General features: G+C 67.0%; 21 protein-coding genes and 1 riboswitch. Of the genes, 8 read left to right on the forward strand and 13 right to left on the reverse strand.

The genetic code is table 11. The annotated features are described in order from the left end of the window. The first annotated feature begins 63 nt into the window (after positions 1-63). The 5 genes from VL129_RS00160 to VL129_RS00180 all read left to right on the forward strand — a co-directional run bounded on the left by VL129_RS00160 (position 64) and on the right by VL129_RS00180 (position 5,078). Positions 64-1,977 carry a TonB-dependent receptor plug domain-containing protein gene (locus VL129_RS00160; protein ID WP_325408839.1) on the forward strand — a complete coding sequence of 638 codons (1,914 nt, stop codon included), beginning with the start codon at positions 64-66 and terminating at the stop codon, positions 1,975-1,977. A gap of 90 nt (positions 1,978-2,067) precedes the next feature. Further along, positions 2,068-2,838, forward strand: coding sequence for an ABC transporter substrate-binding protein (locus tag VL129_RS00165; RefSeq protein ID WP_325408841.1), 771 nt, complete (start codon positions 2,068-2,070; stop codon positions 2,836-2,838). Beyond that, positions 2,826-3,812: a FecCD family ABC transporter permease gene (locus VL129_RS00170; protein ID WP_325408843.1), complete on the forward strand. Its 987-nt coding sequence runs from the start codon at positions 2,826-2,828 to the stop codon at positions 3,810-3,812. Before VL129_RS00165 ends, VL129_RS00170 begins: the two co-directional genes overlap by 13 nt. After that, positions 3,803-4,531 carry an ABC transporter ATP-binding protein gene (locus tag VL129_RS00175; RefSeq protein WP_325408845.1) on the forward strand — a complete coding sequence of 243 codons (729 nt, stop codon included), beginning with the start codon at positions 3,803-3,805 and terminating at the stop codon, positions 4,529-4,531. The genes VL129_RS00170 and VL129_RS00175 overlap by 10 nt, the downstream gene beginning before the upstream one ends. 7 nt (positions 4,532-4,538) lie before the next feature. Next, the gene (locus VL129_RS00180; protein ID WP_325408847.1) at positions 4,539-5,078 is read left to right on the forward strand and encodes an ATP:cob(I)alamin adenosyltransferase; all 540 of its coding nucleotides are present in this window, start codon (positions 4,539-4,541) and stop codon (positions 5,076-5,078) included. Here VL129_RS00180 and VL129_RS00185 read toward each other — a convergent pair. From VL129_RS00185 to VL129_RS00195, 3 genes are all read right to left on the reverse strand, one after another. Next, positions 5,060-5,473 (reverse strand): MFS transporter, encoded by a 414-nt coding sequence (locus VL129_RS00185; RefSeq protein ID WP_325408849.1) that lies wholly within the window; start codon positions 5,471-5,473, stop codon positions 5,060-5,062. The genes VL129_RS00180 and VL129_RS00185 overlap by 19 nt on opposite strands. Continuing rightward, positions 5,473-6,087, reverse strand: a complete 615-nt coding sequence (gene ribA / locus VL129_RS00190) for a GTP cyclohydrolase II (RefSeq protein ID WP_325408851.1) — start codon at positions 6,085-6,087, stop codon at positions 5,473-5,475. Before ribA ends, VL129_RS00185 begins: the two co-directional genes overlap by 1 nt. Before the next feature lie 73 nt (positions 6,088-6,160). After that, complete coding sequence (locus VL129_RS00195) at positions 6,161-6,802, reverse strand: retropepsin-like aspartic protease family protein (RefSeq protein WP_325408853.1); 642 nt, start codon at positions 6,800-6,802, stop codon at positions 6,161-6,163. A 150-nt stretch (positions 6,803-6,952) separates the two neighbouring features. Here VL129_RS00195 and vapB point away from each other — a divergent pair, with 150 nt between their 5' ends. Together vapB and VL129_RS00205 are read left to right on the forward strand one after the other, a co-directional pair. Then, positions 6,953-7,183, forward strand: a complete 231-nt coding sequence (gene vapB / locus VL129_RS00200; RefSeq protein WP_325408855.1) for a type II toxin-antitoxin system VapB family antitoxin — start codon at positions 6,953-6,955, stop codon at positions 7,181-7,183. Between the two features lie 340 nt (positions 7,184-7,523). Next, the gene (locus VL129_RS00205) at positions 7,524-8,033 is read left to right on the forward strand and encodes a hypothetical protein (protein ID WP_325408857.1); all 510 of its coding nucleotides are present in this window, start codon (positions 7,524-7,526) and stop codon (positions 8,031-8,033) included. A 195-nt stretch (positions 8,034-8,228) separates the two neighbouring features. On the opposite strand, the gene VL129_RS00210 is transcribed toward VL129_RS00205, so the two are convergent. The 8 genes from VL129_RS00210 to nrdR form a co-directional block, all read right to left on the reverse strand. Continuing rightward, on the reverse strand, positions 8,229-8,717 hold the full coding sequence (locus VL129_RS00210) for a phosphatidylglycerophosphatase A family protein (protein ID WP_325408859.1): 489 nt from the start codon (positions 8,715-8,717) through the stop codon (positions 8,229-8,231). Between the two features lie 4 nt (positions 8,718-8,721). Then, positions 8,722-9,678, reverse strand: a complete 957-nt coding sequence (gene thiL, locus VL129_RS00215) for a thiamine-phosphate kinase (protein ID WP_325408861.1) — start codon at positions 9,676-9,678, stop codon at positions 8,722-8,724. A 3-nt stretch (positions 9,679-9,681) separates the two neighbouring features. Continuing rightward, the gene (gene nusB, locus VL129_RS00220) at positions 9,682-10,170 is read right to left on the reverse strand and encodes a transcription antitermination factor NusB (RefSeq protein ID WP_325408863.1); all 489 of its coding nucleotides are present in this window, start codon (positions 10,168-10,170) and stop codon (positions 9,682-9,684) included. Continuing rightward, complete coding sequence (gene ribH, locus VL129_RS00225) at positions 10,167-10,643, reverse strand: 6,7-dimethyl-8-ribityllumazine synthase (protein WP_325408865.1); 477 nt, start codon at positions 10,641-10,643, stop codon at positions 10,167-10,169. The genes nusB and ribH overlap by 4 nt, the downstream gene beginning before the upstream one ends. A 58-nt stretch (positions 10,644-10,701) precedes the next feature. Next, positions 10,702-11,787 carry a bifunctional 3,4-dihydroxy-2-butanone-4-phosphate synthase/GTP cyclohydrolase II gene (ribBA, locus tag VL129_RS00230; protein WP_325408867.1) on the reverse strand — a complete coding sequence of 362 codons (1,086 nt, stop codon included), beginning with the start codon at positions 11,785-11,787 and terminating at the stop codon, positions 10,702-10,704. Positions 11,788-11,799: 12 nt separating this feature from the next. Beyond that, a complete protein-coding gene (locus VL129_RS00235; RefSeq protein WP_325408869.1) occupies positions 11,800-12,462 on the reverse strand; it encodes a riboflavin synthase in 663 nt (220 codons plus the stop codon). Positions 12,463-12,584: 122 nt separating this feature from the next. Further along, positions 12,585-12,729: riboswitch (FMN riboswitch) on the reverse strand. Positions 12,730-13,057: 328 nt separating this feature from the next. Next, positions 13,058-14,158, reverse strand: a complete 1,101-nt coding sequence (ribD, locus tag VL129_RS00240; protein WP_325408871.1) for a bifunctional diaminohydroxyphosphoribosylaminopyrimidine deaminase/5-amino-6-(5-phosphoribosylamino)uracil reductase RibD — start codon at positions 14,156-14,158, stop codon at positions 13,058-13,060. After that, positions 14,155-14,619 carry a transcriptional regulator NrdR gene (nrdR, locus tag VL129_RS00245; RefSeq protein WP_325408873.1) on the reverse strand — a complete coding sequence of 155 codons (465 nt, stop codon included), beginning with the start codon at positions 14,617-14,619 and terminating at the stop codon, positions 14,155-14,157. The genes ribD and nrdR overlap by 4 nt, the downstream gene beginning before the upstream one ends. Before the next feature lie 114 nt (positions 14,620-14,733). On the opposite strand from nrdR, the gene VL129_RS00250 reads away from it, so the two are divergent. Beyond that, a complete protein-coding gene (locus VL129_RS00250) occupies positions 14,734-15,390 on the forward strand; it encodes a class I SAM-dependent methyltransferase (protein WP_325408875.1) in 657 nt (218 codons plus the stop codon). 4 nt (positions 15,391-15,394) lie between these two features. Here VL129_RS00250 and yedF read toward each other — a convergent pair whose 3' ends face one another. Continuing rightward, complete coding sequence (yedF, locus tag VL129_RS00255) at positions 15,395-15,631, reverse strand: sulfurtransferase-like selenium metabolism protein YedF (protein WP_325408877.1); 237 nt, start codon at positions 15,629-15,631, stop codon at positions 15,395-15,397. Next, complete coding sequence (gene yedE, locus VL129_RS00260) at positions 15,597-16,826, reverse strand: selenium metabolism membrane protein YedE/FdhT (protein ID WP_325408879.1); 1,230 nt, start codon at positions 16,824-16,826, stop codon at positions 15,597-15,599. Before yedE ends, yedF begins: the two co-directional genes overlap by 35 nt. Positions 16,827-16,890 lie beyond the last annotated feature (64 nt).

A 16,890-nucleotide genomic window follows, 5' to 3' on the forward strand; every position in this document is an offset into this window, starting at 1 on the left:
TCCGCGTCCGCGCTTGTGATCCTGCCCTCCTCAAAAGCATTGATCTTTTGAGGAATTCTCCTGATGAAACTGTCCCGTCTGGCCCTGGCGATCGCCCTGGCCTCCCCTGCGGCCTTCGCCGCCAATGAAACGCCACGCCTCGATAAACAGCTGAAACTGTCGGAGGTGGTGGTGACGGCGTCGCGTACCCTCGAAGCCGCCAGCGACAGCAGCGCCTCGGTGAGCGTGTTTACCCGTGCCGATATCGACCGTTTGCGCCCGGCCACCGTGCAGGAGCTGCTGACTCACGTGCCCGGCGTGCAGGTCGCCAACTACGGCGGACGCGGCGCCAGTTACGGCCTGTACATCCGCGGCACCAGCACTGCGCAGAGCCTGATCCTGGTCGATGGCGTGCGGGTCGGTTCGGCCACCATGGGCGGCGCCAGTCTGCAGTACCTGAATGTCGATCAGATCGAACGCGTTGAAGTGCTGCGCGGCTCGCGGTCGGCCATCTACGGCGCCGACGCCATGGGCGGTGTCATTCAGGTTTTCACCCGCAGCAGCAAGGGCCAGGGGCTGAAACCTTTCGTGCGCCTGGCCGGCGGTAGCGACAACACCTGGGAACGCACCCTGGGACTGTCCGGCGGCGATGCGCAAACGCGCTTCAACCTCAGCGCCAGCCTGGAGGAAACCGACGGCTTCGACCGCACCCAGGTCTCCTACCCCAGCGATGCCGATGACGACGCCTATCGCAACCGGGCGCTGTCCCTGAGCCTGAGCCATCGCTTCAACGACAGCCTGGAAGCCGGCCTGAAGGTGCTGGACCAACGTGGCAAGACCGAGATCGACAACCCGTTCGGACGCTGGGACAACACGCTGTTCACCAGCTTCCCCGCCGCACCCTACGATGAATTCGCCGTCAGCAGCAGTAGCCTGTACGTGGACGGCCAGTTCGGCGAGCGCTGGAACAGCGTTCTGGAACTGGGCCACAGCGAAGACAAGCAGGAGAACTTCGACAAGCTGTTCCCCGGCAGTTCGGTGAACAACACCTACCGCGACTCCGCCGGCTGGCTGAACACCTTTCACGTGAACGACGCCCACCGCCTGCTGGTCGGTCTCGACTATCTCAACGACAAGGTCAGCAGCAGCAACGCGTTCGACCAGACCAGCCGCTGGAACCAGGCAGCCATCCTTCAACACAGATTCCAGGGTGAATCCTTCGGCACCGAGCTGGGCGTGCGTCATGACCAGAACGAACAGTTTGGCCATGAAAATACCTTCAATGCCGCGCTGAGCGTATCGCTCAATGCCGACCATCAGATGATCGTCTCCTACGCCGAAGGCTTTCGTGTGCCCACCTTCGCCGATCTGTACTGGCCGGATGAGGGCTGGACCAAAGGCAATCCCGATCTGCAGCCGGAAAGATCCAGGAGCTACGAGCTGAAGTGGCGTGCTCAACTGGCTACGGAAACCCGCCTGGAGGCCTCGGCCTACCGTACCGACTTCCGCGATCTGCTGGTCTATGCGAGCGACCCGATCACCTGGGTCGGCAGCACGCAGAACCTGGGCGTCGCCCGCATCAACGGCTTCGAGGCCAGCCTGGAACAGGAGCTGCTCGGCTGGCAGGCCGGCCTCGGCATCAGCGTCATCGACCCGCGCAATCGCGAAACCGGCCGTATCCTGCCCAACCGCGCCAAGCGCACCCTGAGCCTGGATCTGGATCGACAATTCGGCACCGTGGGCGTCGGCGCCAGCTGGCGGGCGGTCAGTCGCAGCTTCAACGACGCTACCAACACGCAGGAGATCGCCGGCCATGGCGTGCTCGACCTGCGCGCCAGCTGGAAGGCCAGCAACGAACTGGGCTTCGACCTGAAGCTGGCCAACATCCTCGACAAGGACTACAGCCGCCTGCTGTATTCCTACAACGGCGAGTCGTATGGCTACCGCGAGGCGCCTTTCAGCCTGATGCTCGGCGTGACCTGGACCCCCTCCCTGTAACACCCCAGCGGTTGCCGGCGCGCCGGCAACCCGCCATATTCCGCGAGCGCCGTCGATACGGCGCTTCCACTGATTCGACGAGGCGTTGTCTTGCTGCGTGCCCTGTTCCTGCCCCTGCTCCTGTCGCTTGCCCTGCCGGCGCAGGCGGACAACGCGCCGCAGCGCATCGTCTCCCTCGACCTGTGCCTGGATTGGATGGTTGCCCATTACCTGCCCCCCGCGCGGGTGGCCGCGCTGTCGCAGATGCAGCAGCGCTACCCCGTCGACTGGATCGGCCCGCAGTGGCCCGCCCATGACGGCAGCCTGGAGCAGGTGTACTCGCTCCAGCCTGATCAGGTGGTGGTCGGCCAGTTCGCCGCTACCCTGTTGCGCCAGCGCCTGCAGGCGATCGGCGTGTCGGTGGAGGTGCTGCCCCTGCCGACGACTCTGGCGCAGGTGGCCGCCTATGAGCGGCAGTTCCTGCGCGCCGTCCAGCTGTCCGAAACCTTGGCCAGCGCCCCGCCGCCGGCGCTGCCGGCGCCGAATCGCCCGCAACGCCTGCTGCTGCTCGGCGCCAACGGCATCGGCACCGGGCGTGGCACGCTGGAACACGAAATCCTCGAACGCGCCGGCTGGCGCAACTACCTGAGTGCCGATGGCTACCAGCGCCTGGACCTGGAGCAGGTGGTGACCGATCCGCCGGATGCGATTCTCTGGGCCGCGCCGGAACACCAGGCGCTGGCCAACCAGTTCGCCGAACACGCTGCACTCAAGCACGCCGTGCCCGCCGAACGCTGGCTCGCCACCGACTACTGGCGCTGGCAATGCCCCGGCCCCTGGACCTGGGAACTGATAGGACAACTGCACCAATGGCTCGATTGATCACTCCCCTGCTCGTTCTGCTGGCGCTGTGCCTGGCGCTGCTGTCGCTGGGCCTGGGCTCGACGCAGGTGTCGGTCATTACCGGCCTGCTCGACTGGCTGAGCGGCGGCAACGGCGCGGACGCCATCGTGATCGGCGAGATCCGCCTGCCACGTACCCTGCTGGCGCTGACCGTGGGCGCGGCGCTGGGGCTTGCCGGCGCGGCGCTGCAGGGCCTGCTGCGCAATCCGCTGGCCGATCCGGGGCTGACCGGCGCCAGCCAGGGCGCAGCGCTGGGCGCGGCCACGGTGTTCTATTTCGGCCTGCTGCCCTGGGCCGGCGCCTTCGCTCCGGCGCTGGCCGGCCTGTGCGGCGCGGCCATCGCGCTGGTGCTGATGCTCGCCCTGGCCGGCTCCAGTGGCGCCGGCATGGTGCTGCTCGCCGGTCTGGCGATCAGCACCCTGAGCGGCGCGCTGCTGGCGGCGGTGCTCAACTTCGCGCCCAACCCCTATGCCATGCAGGAACTGGTGTTCTGGCTGCTCGGCTCGGTGTCCGAACGCGGCCTGGAGCATCTGCTGCTGCTCGGCCCGGCGCTGCTGGTCGGCTTCTGGCTGATCTGGAGCCAGCGCCGCCTGCTGCTCGGGCTGAGCCTCGGCGAGCAGGTGGCGCAGAGCCTGGGCCTGGCCCACAAGCGCGGCAGCCGGCTGATCGTGCTGGGTTGCGCGCTGCTGGTCGGCGCCTCGGTGGCGGTGGCCGGCGGCATCGGCTTCGTCGGCCTGCTGGTGCCGCACCTGGTGCGTCCGCTGGTGCGCCATCGCCCGGATCGCCTGCTGATTCCCTCGGCGCTGGCCGGCGCCAGCCTGGTCTGCCTGGCGGACATGGCGGTGCGCCTGTTGCCGCCGGGACGCGAACTGAAGCTGGGCGTCCTGACCGCGCTGATCGGCGCGCCGCTGTTCATCTGGCTGGTGTGGAAGGAGCGCAAGCAATGGATCTGATCCGCCTGGACCGGCTGGCCGTGCCCGGCCGTCTGCAACCGCTGCGCCTGGCCCTCGCGCCCGGCGAGATGCTCGGCGTGATCGGTCCCAACGGCGCCGGCAAGTCCACGCTGCTCAACGCGCTGGCGGGCGTGCAGCCCTACACCGGCACGCTGGACTACTTCGGTTTCGACGCCCGGCGCCTGGGGCCGAAACAGCGCGCCCAGCGCATCGGCTTTCTGCCGCAGAGCCATCACAGCGCCTGGTCACTGTGCGTCGAAGACGTGGTGGCGCTCGGCCGTTTGCCGTGGGGCGATGAAGACGCCGCGCTGATCGAGTCGGCCATGGCGCGCACCGGCGTGCTGCCCTGGCGGCGGCGCAAGGTGGCGGAGCTGTCCGGTGGCGAGCAGGCCCGCGTGTGGCTGGCCCGTGTGCTGGCCGGCCAGCCGGTGCTGCTGCTGGCCGACGAGCCGGTGGCCAGCCTGGACCTGCTGCACCAGCGCAAGGTGATGGAGCTGCTGCGCGAGCACGCCCGCCAGGATCGCGCGGTGGTGCTGTCGATCCACGACCTGGGCCTGGCCGCGCGCTACTGCGACAAGCTCTGCCTACTGGCCGAGGGGCAGTTGCTGGCCTTCGGCACGCCGCGCGAGGTGCTGACCGAGGCCCATGTGGCGGCCGCCTTCCAGGTCGAGGTGCATGTGGACCTCGACGCCCAGCCGCCGATCATCCTGCCCAAGTGAGTTCGCCATGGTGCTGAAACTGAGCAAGAACCTCGACGAGGTCTGCTACCCGTTCATCCAGGACACCTCGTACCTGTGCGATTTCGAGGTGGTCACCGACGAGCTGTGCGCACTGATCGGCGGCGCGCTGGCCTACCTGCCGGACAACATGCCCGACCTGCGCGCCGACCTGGAGCAGCTGCAACCGCTGGCCTTCCACGTCAACGGCTCGGTGCGTGGCCGGCTGGCCATCGAGGAAGCGGATATCGTCTGGCTGGGTGCAAGGCTGGCCCATTACCGCGAGGAAGTCGCCGAGCAGCTGACGGGCTTCGTGCTGCCGCGCGGACTGCCACCGGTGCCGCAGCTGCACCAGGCGCGTTCGGCGGCCAAGAAGGCCATCCGTGCGCTGGTGCGCGTCGATCAGGAAGGCATCGCGGTGCCGCCGATCCTGCCGCGTATGTGCAACCTGATGTGCAATTTCTTCTTCGTGCTGACGCTGGTGGTGAACCAGCGCCGGGGTTTCGCGGAGACCTACTTCACCAGCAAGAGCTACGGCAAGAGCACCTGACGCGGGATGCGGTAGACGAGGGACAACAGCACGCTGCCGGTGACCAGCAGCAGTCCCGCCACGCCTTCCAGACCCAGCGGGCTGGCCAGCGCGGCGAGCCAGGCCGGCAGGCTGGCCCACAGCATGCCGTTGCGCTGCGCACTGGCCAGGGCGGCCCAGCGCTGGTCTTCCAGCGCCGCATCGACCGGCGGCTTGAGCGCCCAGAGTGCGCGCTTGTAGCTCGGAAACACCTTCAGGGTCGGCAGCAGACCGCACAGGCCAATGACGAACAACGTCATCGGCGGCAGCTGCGCCAGTTCCGGGACGTTGACCAGCAGCAGCCAGGGCAGCACCCCGGCCAGCAACAGTAGCCACCAGCGACGATTCAGCCGGCGATGCTGTGTCAGGCGCTCCATCAGGCTTCCGACTCGTCCTGATGCAGGTTGCCGAGCATGTGGCCGAGCTTGCCGGCCTTGGTGCGCAGGTAGTTGCGGTTGTGTGGGTTGAGACCGGTGAGCAGCGGCTTGCGCTCGGCGATGCGGATGCCGAAGCCTTCCAGCGCCGTTACCTTGCGCGGGTTGTTGGTCATCAGCTTGAGCGCGTGGATGCCCAGGTGGTCGAGCATCGGCAGGCAGATGCTGTATTCGCGCTGGTCGGCGGCAAAGCCCAGACGCTCGTTGGCTTCCACGGTGTCGGCGCCGCCATCCTGCAGGTGATAGGCGCGGATCTTGTTCAGCAGGCCGATGCCGCGGCCTTCCTGCCGCAGGTACAGCAGCACGCCGCGTCCTTCGGTGGCGATGGCCTTCAGCGCCGCCTCCAGCTGATACCCGCAGTCGCAGCGCTGGCTGAACAGCGCATCACCGGTCAGGCATTCGGAATGCACGCGACCGAGCACCGGCTGGCCGTCCTCGAAGCTGCCCATGGTCAGCGCCACGTGCTCCTTGCCGGTGGCCTCGTCGAGGAAACCGTGCATGGTGAATTCGCCAAAGGGGGTGGGCAGTTTGGAAGCGGCGACGAAAACGACGGACACCGGAGGCGCTCCAGAAAAGGAAAGGCCGGGATTATAACCCCAGTGAAGCGGCTTGCGGGCGACGCCGGGCCGGCTACAGGCGCGACTCCAGCACCAGCACGCCGTGTTCCTCACGCCAGCGCACACGGTTGAGGAAGCTCATGCCCAGCAACGCCTGGTTGAGCGCGTTGCCCTGCAGCACCACGGCTTCCACGCCGGGCACCTCCAGGCCGCCGACATTCACCCGATCCAGGTGCACGCGCCAGCCATTCACCACGCCATTGGCGGTGTTGGCCCGCATCGGCGTGCCCTTCTGGTAATCGAGGCCCAGGCGTCGCGCCTGCTGCTCATTGATCGCCAGGCTGGTGGCGCCGGTGTCTATCAGCAGCGGCAGGGAAACGCCGTTCACCGCGCCGATCACCCGGTAATGACCACCCTCGCCCCGGGCGATGCTCACCTGCTGGCGCGTGGGCGCACTGAAGCCGGCGGACTGCTCGCGGCCCAACTCGACACGCCGCGTCTGGCCAGCGATGCGCAACAGCGCGCCCTGCGCATCGGCCGCCAGCAGCACCACCCCGCCGGGGCCGGTCTCGCCGACCCGTACCAGCTTGCGCTCGCCATCCACCGTCAGCACGGCGGCATTGGGGAACAGGCCAACCACCTGCACGTGTCCCGGCACGGCCTGGGCCAGCGAAGCAGCCAGCAGCAGGCTGGCGAACGAAAGGAAACGGGGCATCGGCACTTCCTGCGCGACATCGGAACGGGATGGGCAGGATAGCCAGCTTGGCGCCGGCTGGAGCGGGGACGGTTCACAGACGCGTGGTGGATCTGACGCCTGATATATCTCGGAGCGGGACTACCATGGCCTCATTCGTTGGAGGTCGTCATGGCGAGAGGTTCCGTTTTTCAAAGCAATCGCGGGCAGATCGTTCGCTTGCCCAAGGCAGTCGCCCTGCCGGAAGGGGTGAGGCGCGTGGACGTGGTCGCCGTCGGTCGAACCAGGATCATCACGCCTGCGGGGGAAGCGTGGGACAGCTGGTTTGACGAACCCGGCGTCAGCGCCGACTTCATGACGGAACGGGAGCAACCCGCCGACCAGGAGCGCGAGGCGCTCTGATGCTCAAGTTATGCTCGATACCAACATCTGCATTTACACCATCAAGAACCGAAGGATTCTCGGCGCGCCTGGAAGTGCTCGCCTACGACTTTGACGCCGCCGTTCATTCCGGCCTGGACGCGACGCCGGAGCGGGAGCTTCAGCTCCGTCGGCCGGCATAAAGCCGGCCCTACAGGTTCGTTGCGCGGGCGGCAACCGCTTGCCGGGGCCGGCAGGCATTTTCCGTGCATCCTTGGCCAGCCGTTGGCCGAGCCCACAGCCCACAAGGGTTGGGGCACCTGGCATGCAAGCTGCTATCTCCTCGCTGTGCATTAGCAACCCTGCGAAATGGAGATCCAGCATGCAAATCACTGCGCCTTCGGTATCACCGATCCAGACTTTCAATCCAAGCGCTGCCAAAACGGCTCATGCACCGGACGCCACGCCCGAACCGTCCAATAGTCTCGCCGATCGCGTCACGCTGTCCGAAGCCGGCCTGCGGGCCGCCGGCGCCGCGCAAACGCACGATCATCCGGTGGAGATGTATCAGCTACCTGCCTGGATGGCCGGCAGCTACATCCAGGCGCCCAATACCCTGGGGGCAAACGCCAGCTGGCTGACCGAGCGCTATCCCCAGGTTGCTACGGCCTCGTCCGCCGAGCGCAGCGAGTACTCCAGCCTGCTACAGAGCACCTATCAGGCGCTGCTGAAGGACAACGGCATCCACAGCGTGGCGGATCATTACCAGGCCATGATTCTCGACCGTGAATCCAGCGAGTCGCTGCGGCTGCAGATGCGGGAGCGGGTGGCGGCCAATCCACGACTGCTGGAGCTGATGAATCGGCTGGGGCTGGGGAAGGCGCTGACCTAGATCCTGTGGGACCGACTTCAGTTGCGAAGCTCGGTCTACACAAAAAGCGTCGCGGCTAAAGCCCCTCCCACACAAGCGGCTGCGCCGCCGGACCTGTAGGAGCGACTTCAGTCGCGAGCTTCTGAGCGGCCGACACGAAAAGCATCGCGGCTGAAGCCGCTCCTACGGAAAGCGGAAAGCGGTGCGGGGCGGCTCTCAGCCCACCAGCCAGACCAGCCCCTGCATGCCCAGCCAGGCGAACACGCCGGCCAGCACGTCGTCGAGCATGATGCCGACGCCGCCGTGCACCTGGCGGTCGATCCAGCGGATCGGCCAGGGTTTGAGGATGTCGAAGAAGCGGAACATCAGGAAGCCCGCGATCAGCCAGTACCAGCCTTCCGGCACCAGCCAGAGGGTGATCCACATGCCGACCATCTCGTCCCAGACGATGCCTTCGTGATCGTGCACGCGCAGGTCGTTGGCCACCTTGCCGCACAGCCAGACGCCGAACAGCATGGTGACGCCGAGCATCAGCCAGTAGCCCCAGTCCGGCAGCATCTGCCAGAGCGGCACGAACGGCAGCGCCACCAGCGAACCCCAGGTGCCCGGCGCCTTGGGCAGGGTGCCGGAGCCGAAGCCGAAGGCCAGGAAGTGCCAAGGGTTGCGCCATACCGATGGCGGCACGGGGGCGGTCTGTTCGGTCACGGAATCATCCAAAGTGTTGGTAGCCACGGGCAGCCAGAGCCAACTCGCGTCCTTGCTCATCGTAGAGGTGCACGCCCTCGCCCGCCTCGACCCGGCCGATCACGGCCAGCTCCGGGAACTCGGCCTGTAGCGTATCCAGTTCGCCTGCCGGCAGGGTGAACGCCAGCCGGTAATCGTCGCCACCGGACAGCGCACAGCGCAGCGCTTCGTCCAGATCGAATCGTTCGCGCAAGGCCGCCGACAGCGGCAGGCGCGCCCGCTCGATGCACAGCGCCACGCCGGAGGCCCGGGCGATATGACCACAGTCGGCCAGCAGACCATCGGAGATATCCAGCGCCGCCGTGGCGCGGCTGCGCAGCGCCTGGCCGAGGGCCAGTTGCGGCTGCGGCTGCCAGTAGCGCGCCAGCAGATATTCCGCCGCCCCGCCCTCGGCCGGTCGCTCGCCGAGCACTAGCGGCAGCGCGCCGGCGCCGTCACCCAGGCTGCCACCGACACACAGCAGGTCGCCGACCCGCGCACCGGAGCGCACCAATGCCAGCCCTCTGGGCACGCGGCCGAACACCGTCATGCCGAGGGTCAGCGGGCCGCGCGTGGTGTCGCCGCCCAGCAGGGTCAGCCGACACTGTTCAGCCATGCGCTGCAGGCCGTCGGCGAAGCGCCGCAACCAGGCTTCGTCGGCTTCCGGCAGCGTCAGGGCAAGGGTGAAGCCGATGGGCGTGGCGCCCATGGCGGCCAGGTCGCTGGCGGAGACCGCCAGGGCGCGCTGACCGAGCAGGAAGGGATCGTACGACAGGGGAAAGTGGCTGCCGGCGACCAGGGTGTCGGTGGACACCGCCAGTTGTTCGCCGGGCGGCAGTTCGAGCAGGGCGCAGTCGTCGCCGATGCCCAGCGCCACGCCTTCGCCGGGTTGCGCACAGCGCGCAGCGGCGAAGAAGCGGCGGATCAGCTCGAACTCACCCACGGATCAGCGTTTGCCGGCCCGCAGCTCGGCGCTGCGCAGCTTCGGCGCCAGCTTGTCGAGCACCCCGTTGACGAACTTGTGACCGTCGGTGGCACCGAAGGTCTTGGCCAGCTCGATGCCCTCGTTGATCACCACGCGGTAGGGCACGTCGATGCGCTGCTTCAGCTCGTAGGTGGACAGGCGCAGGATGGCCAGCTCCACCGGATCGAGGTCGGCCAGCGGACGGTCCAGGCAGGGCGCGATCAGTTCGTCGATCTCGCCACGGTTGTCGATCACGCCGTTGAGCAGCTCACGGAAATAGGCGCCGTCGACGCCGACGAAGGCGTTGTCGACGCGGAACTGGGCTTCGATCTCGTGCGGCGCCTGGCGCGCCATGTGCCATTGGTAAAGGGCCTGCATGCCCAGGGCGCGCGCCGCGCGGCGCGCACCACCCTTGGTCGGCTTGCCAGCCGGCTGCGGGGTGTCCTGACTGTCGTCGTGGTGCAGGCTCACTTGACCTCCAGAGCGGTCAGCAGGCTGACCATTTCCAGTGCGGAAAGGGCCGCTTCGCCGCCCTTGTTGCCCGCCTTGGTGCCGGAGCGCTCGATGGCTTGCTCGATGGAATCGACGGTCAGCACGCCGAAGGCGACCGGCACACCGTATTCCATGGACACCTGGGCCAGGCCCTTGGTGCATTCGCCGGCCACGTACTCGAAGTGCGGGGTGCCGCCACGGATCACCGCGCCGAGGGCGATGATGGCCGCGAATTCGTCACGCTGGGCGACCTTCTGGGCCACCAGCGGCAGTTCGAAGGCGCCCGGGGCGCGGATGATGGTGATGTTGTCTTCGCTGACACCGTGGCGAACCAGGGTGTCGACGGCGCCGCCCACCAGGCTTTCGACGACGAAACTGTTGAAGCGGCCTACCACCAGGGCGAACTTGCCCTGGGGTGCAACGAAGGTGCCTTCGATGGTCTTGAGGGTCATGAAAAAGGTCTCTTTCGAAAAAGAACAAAGGCGCCGCGTTCCTGCGGCGCCCTGAGCATCATTCTGCGGCGACGTATTCTACAACTTCCAGGTCGAAACCGGATATCGCGTTGAACTTCATCGGCGCACTCATCAGGCGCATCTGACGAACGCCCAGGTCGCGCAGGATCTGCGAGCCGGCACCGACGGTGCTGTACATCGCCGGGGTCGGCGTCGGCTGCTGGGTACGGCTGAGCTGGGCGAGCAGCTCCTGGCCACTGAACGGCTTGCCGAGCAGCAGCACCACGCCCTTGCCGGCACTGGCGACTTCCGCCATGGCTGCGCGCAGGCTCCAGCGCCCCGGCACCTTGACCTGCAGCAGGTCGCGCAACGGCTCCATATTGTGCACGCGCACCAGCGTCGGCTCTTCCGGAGTGATGTCACCCATGGTCAGCGCCATGTGCACGTTGTCCTCGACGCTGTCGCGATAGGTCACCAGGTTGAACTGGCCCAGCTCGGTGTCCAGCGGCTGCTCGGAAATCCGCGCGATGGTGCGCTCGTGGATCATGCGGTAGTGGATCAGGTCGGCGATGGTGCCGATCTTCAGGCCGTGCTGTTCGGCGAACACTTCCAGTTCCGGACGACGGGCCATGGTGCCGTCGTCGTTCATGATCTCGCAGATCACGCCGCTGGCATCGAAGCCGGCCAGACGCGCCAGGTCGGTAGCCGCCTCGGTGTGGCCGGCACGCGCCAGTACGCCGCCGGGCTGGGCCATCAGCGGGAAGATGTGCCCGGGGCTGACGATGTCCTCGGCCTTGGCCTCGCGGGCCGCAGCCACCTGCACGGTGCGCGCGCGGTCGGCGGCGGAGATGCCGGTGGTCACGCCTTCGGCGGCCTCGATGGACACGGTGAACTTGGTGCCGAAGCCCGAGCCATTGCGCGGCGCCATCAGCGGCAGATTGAGGCGCTCGCAGCGCTCCCGGCTCATCGGCATGCAGATCAGGCCGCGGGCATGGCGGGCCATGAAATTGATGTGTTCGGCCTGGCAGCACTCGGCCGCCATGATGATGTCGCCTTCGTTTTCGCGGTCCTCGTCATCCATGAGGATGACCATCTTGCCCGCGCGCATGTCGGCAATGATTTCTTCGATCGTGTTGAGAGCCATCGGGCCCGCTCCTTACTTGGTCAGGTAGCCGTGTTCGGCCAGAAAGCTTTCGGTGATGCCGGAACCGGTCGGCTCGGCGGCCTTGTCACCCAGCAGCAGGCGCTCCAGGTAACGGGCCAGCAGGTCCACTTCCAGGTTCACGCGGCGGCCGGCGCGGTAGTCGGCCATGACGGTCTCGGCCAGGGTGTGCGGCACGATGGTCAGCTCGAAGTCGGCGCCGTCGACGCCGTTCACCGTGAGGCTGGTGCCGTCGACGGTGATCGAGCCCTTGAGGGCGATGTACTTGGCCAGCTCGCGCGGCGCGCGGATGCGAAACTGCACGGCACGGGCGTTGTCTTCGCGGCTGATGATTTCGCCCACGCCGTCGACGTGGCCGCTGACCAGATGGCCGCCCAGGCGGCTGGTCGGCGTGAGGGCCTTTTCCAGATTGACCCGGCTGCCGGTCTTCAGGTCGGCGAAACCGGTACGGGCCAGGGTCTCGCGGCTGACGTCGGCCCAGAAGCCGTCGCCCGGCAACTGCACGGCGGTCAGGCACACGCCGTTGACGGCGATGCTGTCGCCGAGCTTGACGTCGCCCAGATCCAGCTTGCCGGTTTTGACATAGACGCGGACGTCGCCGCCCTTGGGGGTGATGCTCTGAATGGTGCCGATGGCTTCGATTATGCCGGTGAACATGTCGCCTCCCGGCCGGAGCAAAGAACGCACTGCATGGAACGAACTCCTGTTTTCATGGAAAAACAGGGCGCTGCTGATCGAAGGGGAAACGGACGCGTGCACGAACCGCGCGCGTCGAGGCGTCCCGCTCTCTCTCATCCGGACTCTGACCGTCGGCTCCGGAATCACACCGGATCTGCTGACCCCACCGAAGGTGGGCGCTCGCGGGCTTGGGCCATTCAGGCCATCACCGCCGGTGGGGAATTTCACCCCGCCCTGAGAACGTTGGATCGGAGGGCCGATCCGCCGGCGTTTTTACCACAAATGGCTGTGGCATGCAGCCACAGGGGGAGTGGGGCTTTGTGCGCGGTTTTTTGTGGGCGGTTTTTTGTGGGCGGTTATTTGCTGGGCCTTTGCAGGAGCGGCTTCAGCCGCGATGCGTTTCGTGCGGGCCGTAGCCAGAAGCTCACGACTGAAGTCGCTCCTACAGGTTTCGTGCAGATCCGTAGGGTGGTCAACGCATAGCGTTGGCCACCATTGGCGGCAGGGTGCTCACCGCTGACGGTGGCAGAAAAGCGTTGGCCACCCTACGTAGGCCTGCGCTCCGTGCGGGTGTTCAGCGTGCCGGGACGGCAATGATCCGCCAGTCGTCGCCCACCGCGCGCACTTCGCGGATGCGCAGCTCGGGCGCCTCAGCCATATATTCCAGCGGCCAATCCAGCAGCGGCCGGGCGCTGGAGCCGAGGAACTTGCCGGCCATGAAGATCTGGTATTCATCCACCAATCCCAATTGTGCGAAGGCCCCGGCCAAACGCGGACCGGCCTCGACCAGCACCTCGTTGGCGCCGCGCTCGGCCAGGTTGCGCAGCAGTGCGGCCAGATCCACCCGTTCGCCGTCGCCCGGCAAGGCCAGGCACTCATGCCCGGCGGCGGGGTAATCCACCGGGGTATTCAGCGCGGTCACCACCAGCGCCGGGCCGGCCTGGAAGAACGGCGCCGACAGCGGCACCCGGCCCCGACCGTCCACCAGCACGCGCAGCGGGGGACGGCCCAGCGCCAGCGTCGCCTGTTCGGGTGAGACGCCCAACTCCTCACCTCGCACGGTCAGCCGCGCAGCGTCCATGAGCACGGTATCGGCACCGGTGACCACCACGCTGGAGCGCGCACGCAGGCGCTGCACGGCGGCGCGCGCCGCCGGCCCGGTGATCCACTGGCTTTCGCCACTGGCCATGGCGGTGCGGCCGTCCAGGCTCATGGCCAGTTTCACCCGCACATGGGGCAAACCGGTTTCCATGCGCTTGATAAAGCCGACATTCAGTTCGCGGGCTTCGGCCTCCAGCACGCCGGAGCTGACCTCGATGCCCGCGCTGCGCAGGCGCTCCAGGCCACGCCCTGCCACCTGGGGATTGGGATCCTGCATGGCGGCCACCACGCGGGCGACGCCGGCCTTGACCAGCGCTTCGGCACAGGGCGGCGTGCGGCCGAAATGGCTGCACGGCTCTAGCGTCACATAAGCGGTGGCGCCACGCGCCAGCTCGCCCGCCTGGCGCAGCGCATACACTTCGGCATGCGGTTCGCCGGCGCGCACGTGCCAGCCTTCGCCGATGATCTGGCCGTCACGCACGATGACGCAGCCAACCCGGGGATTGGGGTGGGTGGAATACAGGCCCTGCCGCGCGAGTTCCAGGGCCCGCGCCATATAACCCAGATCGTTCATTGCCGGGCCGGCTCGCGGGACAGACGCTCGATTTCCTCGCGGAATTCGTTGAGGTCCTGGAAACGGCGGTATACCGAGGCGAAGCGGATGTAGGCAATCTCGTCGAGCTTGCGCAGCTCGTCCATCACCAGCTCACCCACTACCAGCGACTTGACCTCGCGCTCGCCGGTGGCGCGCAGCTGATGCTTGATATGGGCGATGGAGGCTTCGAGGCGCTCGACGCTGACCGGACGCTTTTCTAGCGCCCGCTGCATACCGGCGCGCAGCTTGTCCTCATCGAATGGCTGGCGGCTGCCGTCCTGCTTGATCAGGCGCGGCAATACGAGTTCGGCGGTCTCGAAGGTGGTGAAGCGGTCACCGCAGGCCAGGCATTCGCGCCGGCGACGGACCTGGTCGCCCTCGGCGACCAGCCGCGAGTCGATGACCTTGGTGTCGTGGGCACTACAGAAGGGACAATGCATGGGATGCGCCCGTATGGCTTGAAAGTGCGGCCATGGTACTCGATAGCCCGGGCGAGACAAATTGCGCCGGTTTGCGCTATACAGGCGCGCCTTTTGCCACCGAGCGCTGTTGTCATGTCGCCGCCCGCCTCCCTGCAAACCGCCCTCGATTCCCTGCTGGGGGATGCCCGCCTGACCGCCACGCCGCTGCCCGGCACGGACGTATCCCTGTGGCTGATCGACCCGGCGAATATGGAGCGCGCCTTCAGCCAGGAAGAAACCCGGTGCATTCTCGAAGAGCCACCTTACTGGTGCTTTTGCTGGGCGAGCGGACTGGTACTGGCACGCTGGCTGGCCGAGCGCCCGGAGTGGGTACGCGGCAAGCGCGTGCTGGACTTCGGCGCCGGCTCGGGCGTGGCGGCGATTGCCGCCGCCAAGGCTGGCGCCGCCGAAGTAGTGGCCTGCGACCTGGATCCGATTGCGTTAGAGGCTTGCCGCGCCAACGCGGTGCTCAACGGCGTGACCCTGGGTTATTCGGCGGACTTCTTCGCCGAGGCCGACCGCTACGATCTGATCATCGTCGCCGACGTGCTCTACGACCGCGCCAACCTGCCGCTGCTGGATGCCTTTCTCAGTCGCGGGCAGGCAGCGCTGGTGGCCGACTCGCGGGTGAAAGACTTCCGGCACCCGCAGTACCGCCATCTCGGTCAGCAAGAAGCCTGCACCTGGCCGGATCTGGCGGAGCCGGCGGAGTTCAGGCATGTAAACCTCTACCACGCAGCTCGCGATTGACGAATCAGGCCTGCGCCGGCACGCGAATCAGGAAGCGGAACAGCGAACCGTGCTGCTCCACCGACAGGCAGTCGTAGCCCTTGGCACGCGTATCTTCCGGAATGCCATTGACCGATTGCGAGCAGTCGGTCACCACTTCCAGCAGCTCACCCGGGCGCATGGTTGCCAGGGTTTCCAGCGTGGCGATGGCGTTGTAGGGGCAGTGTTCACCGCGCAGGTCGAGCGACAGGGTGGGTTTCATTTACGGCACTCCGAGTGGTCTTGAAACGACGAGAATTGAGCTGCACCAGCCACATGGCCAGCGCCAGTCCGACGAAGGTCAGCAGCAGGCCTGCGCCGGGACTGAAGGATTCCAGCAGATTGATCTTCGGATAGGGCAAGGCCAGCGCGCCGCCCAGCTCGTCCCACCAGACAGCCACCAGGGTGCCGCCGATGACATTGCCCAGGCCCACCACCCAGAACTGCACCTGGCCTTCCATCGCGCGGTACATCCAGCCGGTTTCGCAGCCGCCGGCCACCACGATGCCAATGCCGAACAGCACCCCGCCGACGATGGCATTGGGGCCCATCCAGAAGATCTTCGGATCGGCACCCAGGCCAATGGCACCGAAGGTGCCGAGGCAGGCCACCGCCATACCGAGCAGGATGCCCTGGGCCACCTGGGTGCGACCGGTGGTCCACAGGTCGCGGGCGGCGCTGGTAAAGCAGATCTGCGCCCGCTCGATCAGCCCGCCGAACAGCAGCCCGAACGCGCAGGCAAGGCCAAGCACCAGCGAGACCTGAGAGCGCCAGATGACGAATACCAGGCTCAGCGCCAGTACCGCCAGGCCCAACAGCCATTGCCGGCGGGCGCGCCGCGCCAGTACTTCGGCGTCCGGGAACAGGCCTGCCGGCGATGCGCCGACCTTGAGCGGGACCCGCAGGAACGGCAGCAAGCAGATCTTCACCCCCAGCCAGGCACCAGCCACGCTGGCCAACATGAACGCCCAGGCGTGCAGCGAGAACATCGGGATGCCGGTGAAAAATGCGGCCAGATTGCAGCCCATGGCCAGCCGCGCGCCGAAGCCGGCGATGATGCCGCCAATCAGCCCCTGGGCTAGGCGCCGCTTGCTGTTCGGCCAGCGCAAACTGACATTGTTGGCCCACAGCGCGGCGCACAGGGCACCGGCCAGCATGCCGATGATCATCACGCCATCGACGCGATCCAACGGCGTGCCGGACAAACCGATCAGCTGGAAATAGCTCCAGCTCTCGGGCTCGGCGCCGAACCAGGACAAGACATGTCCACCCCAGCGGGTGAACTCGCCGGTGACGGCCCAGAAGGTGCCGGTGATTGCGAAATAGTAAGCGGAGGCGATGCCCAGGGCGACCAGGGCAGGCAGCGGCGACCAGAAGCGCACCAGATAGCGCTCCCGGAAGGCGGAAAGACTCGACATGTGTTGCTCCTCAGCCGCGGTTCAATAGCGCGGCGGCGCGGATTCTAGTCGCACACGAGCAACG

This window comes from Pseudomonas sp. (genome assembly GCF_035497915.1).
Taxonomy (GTDB): Bacteria; Pseudomonadota; Gammaproteobacteria; order Pseudomonadales; family Pseudomonadaceae; genus Serpens.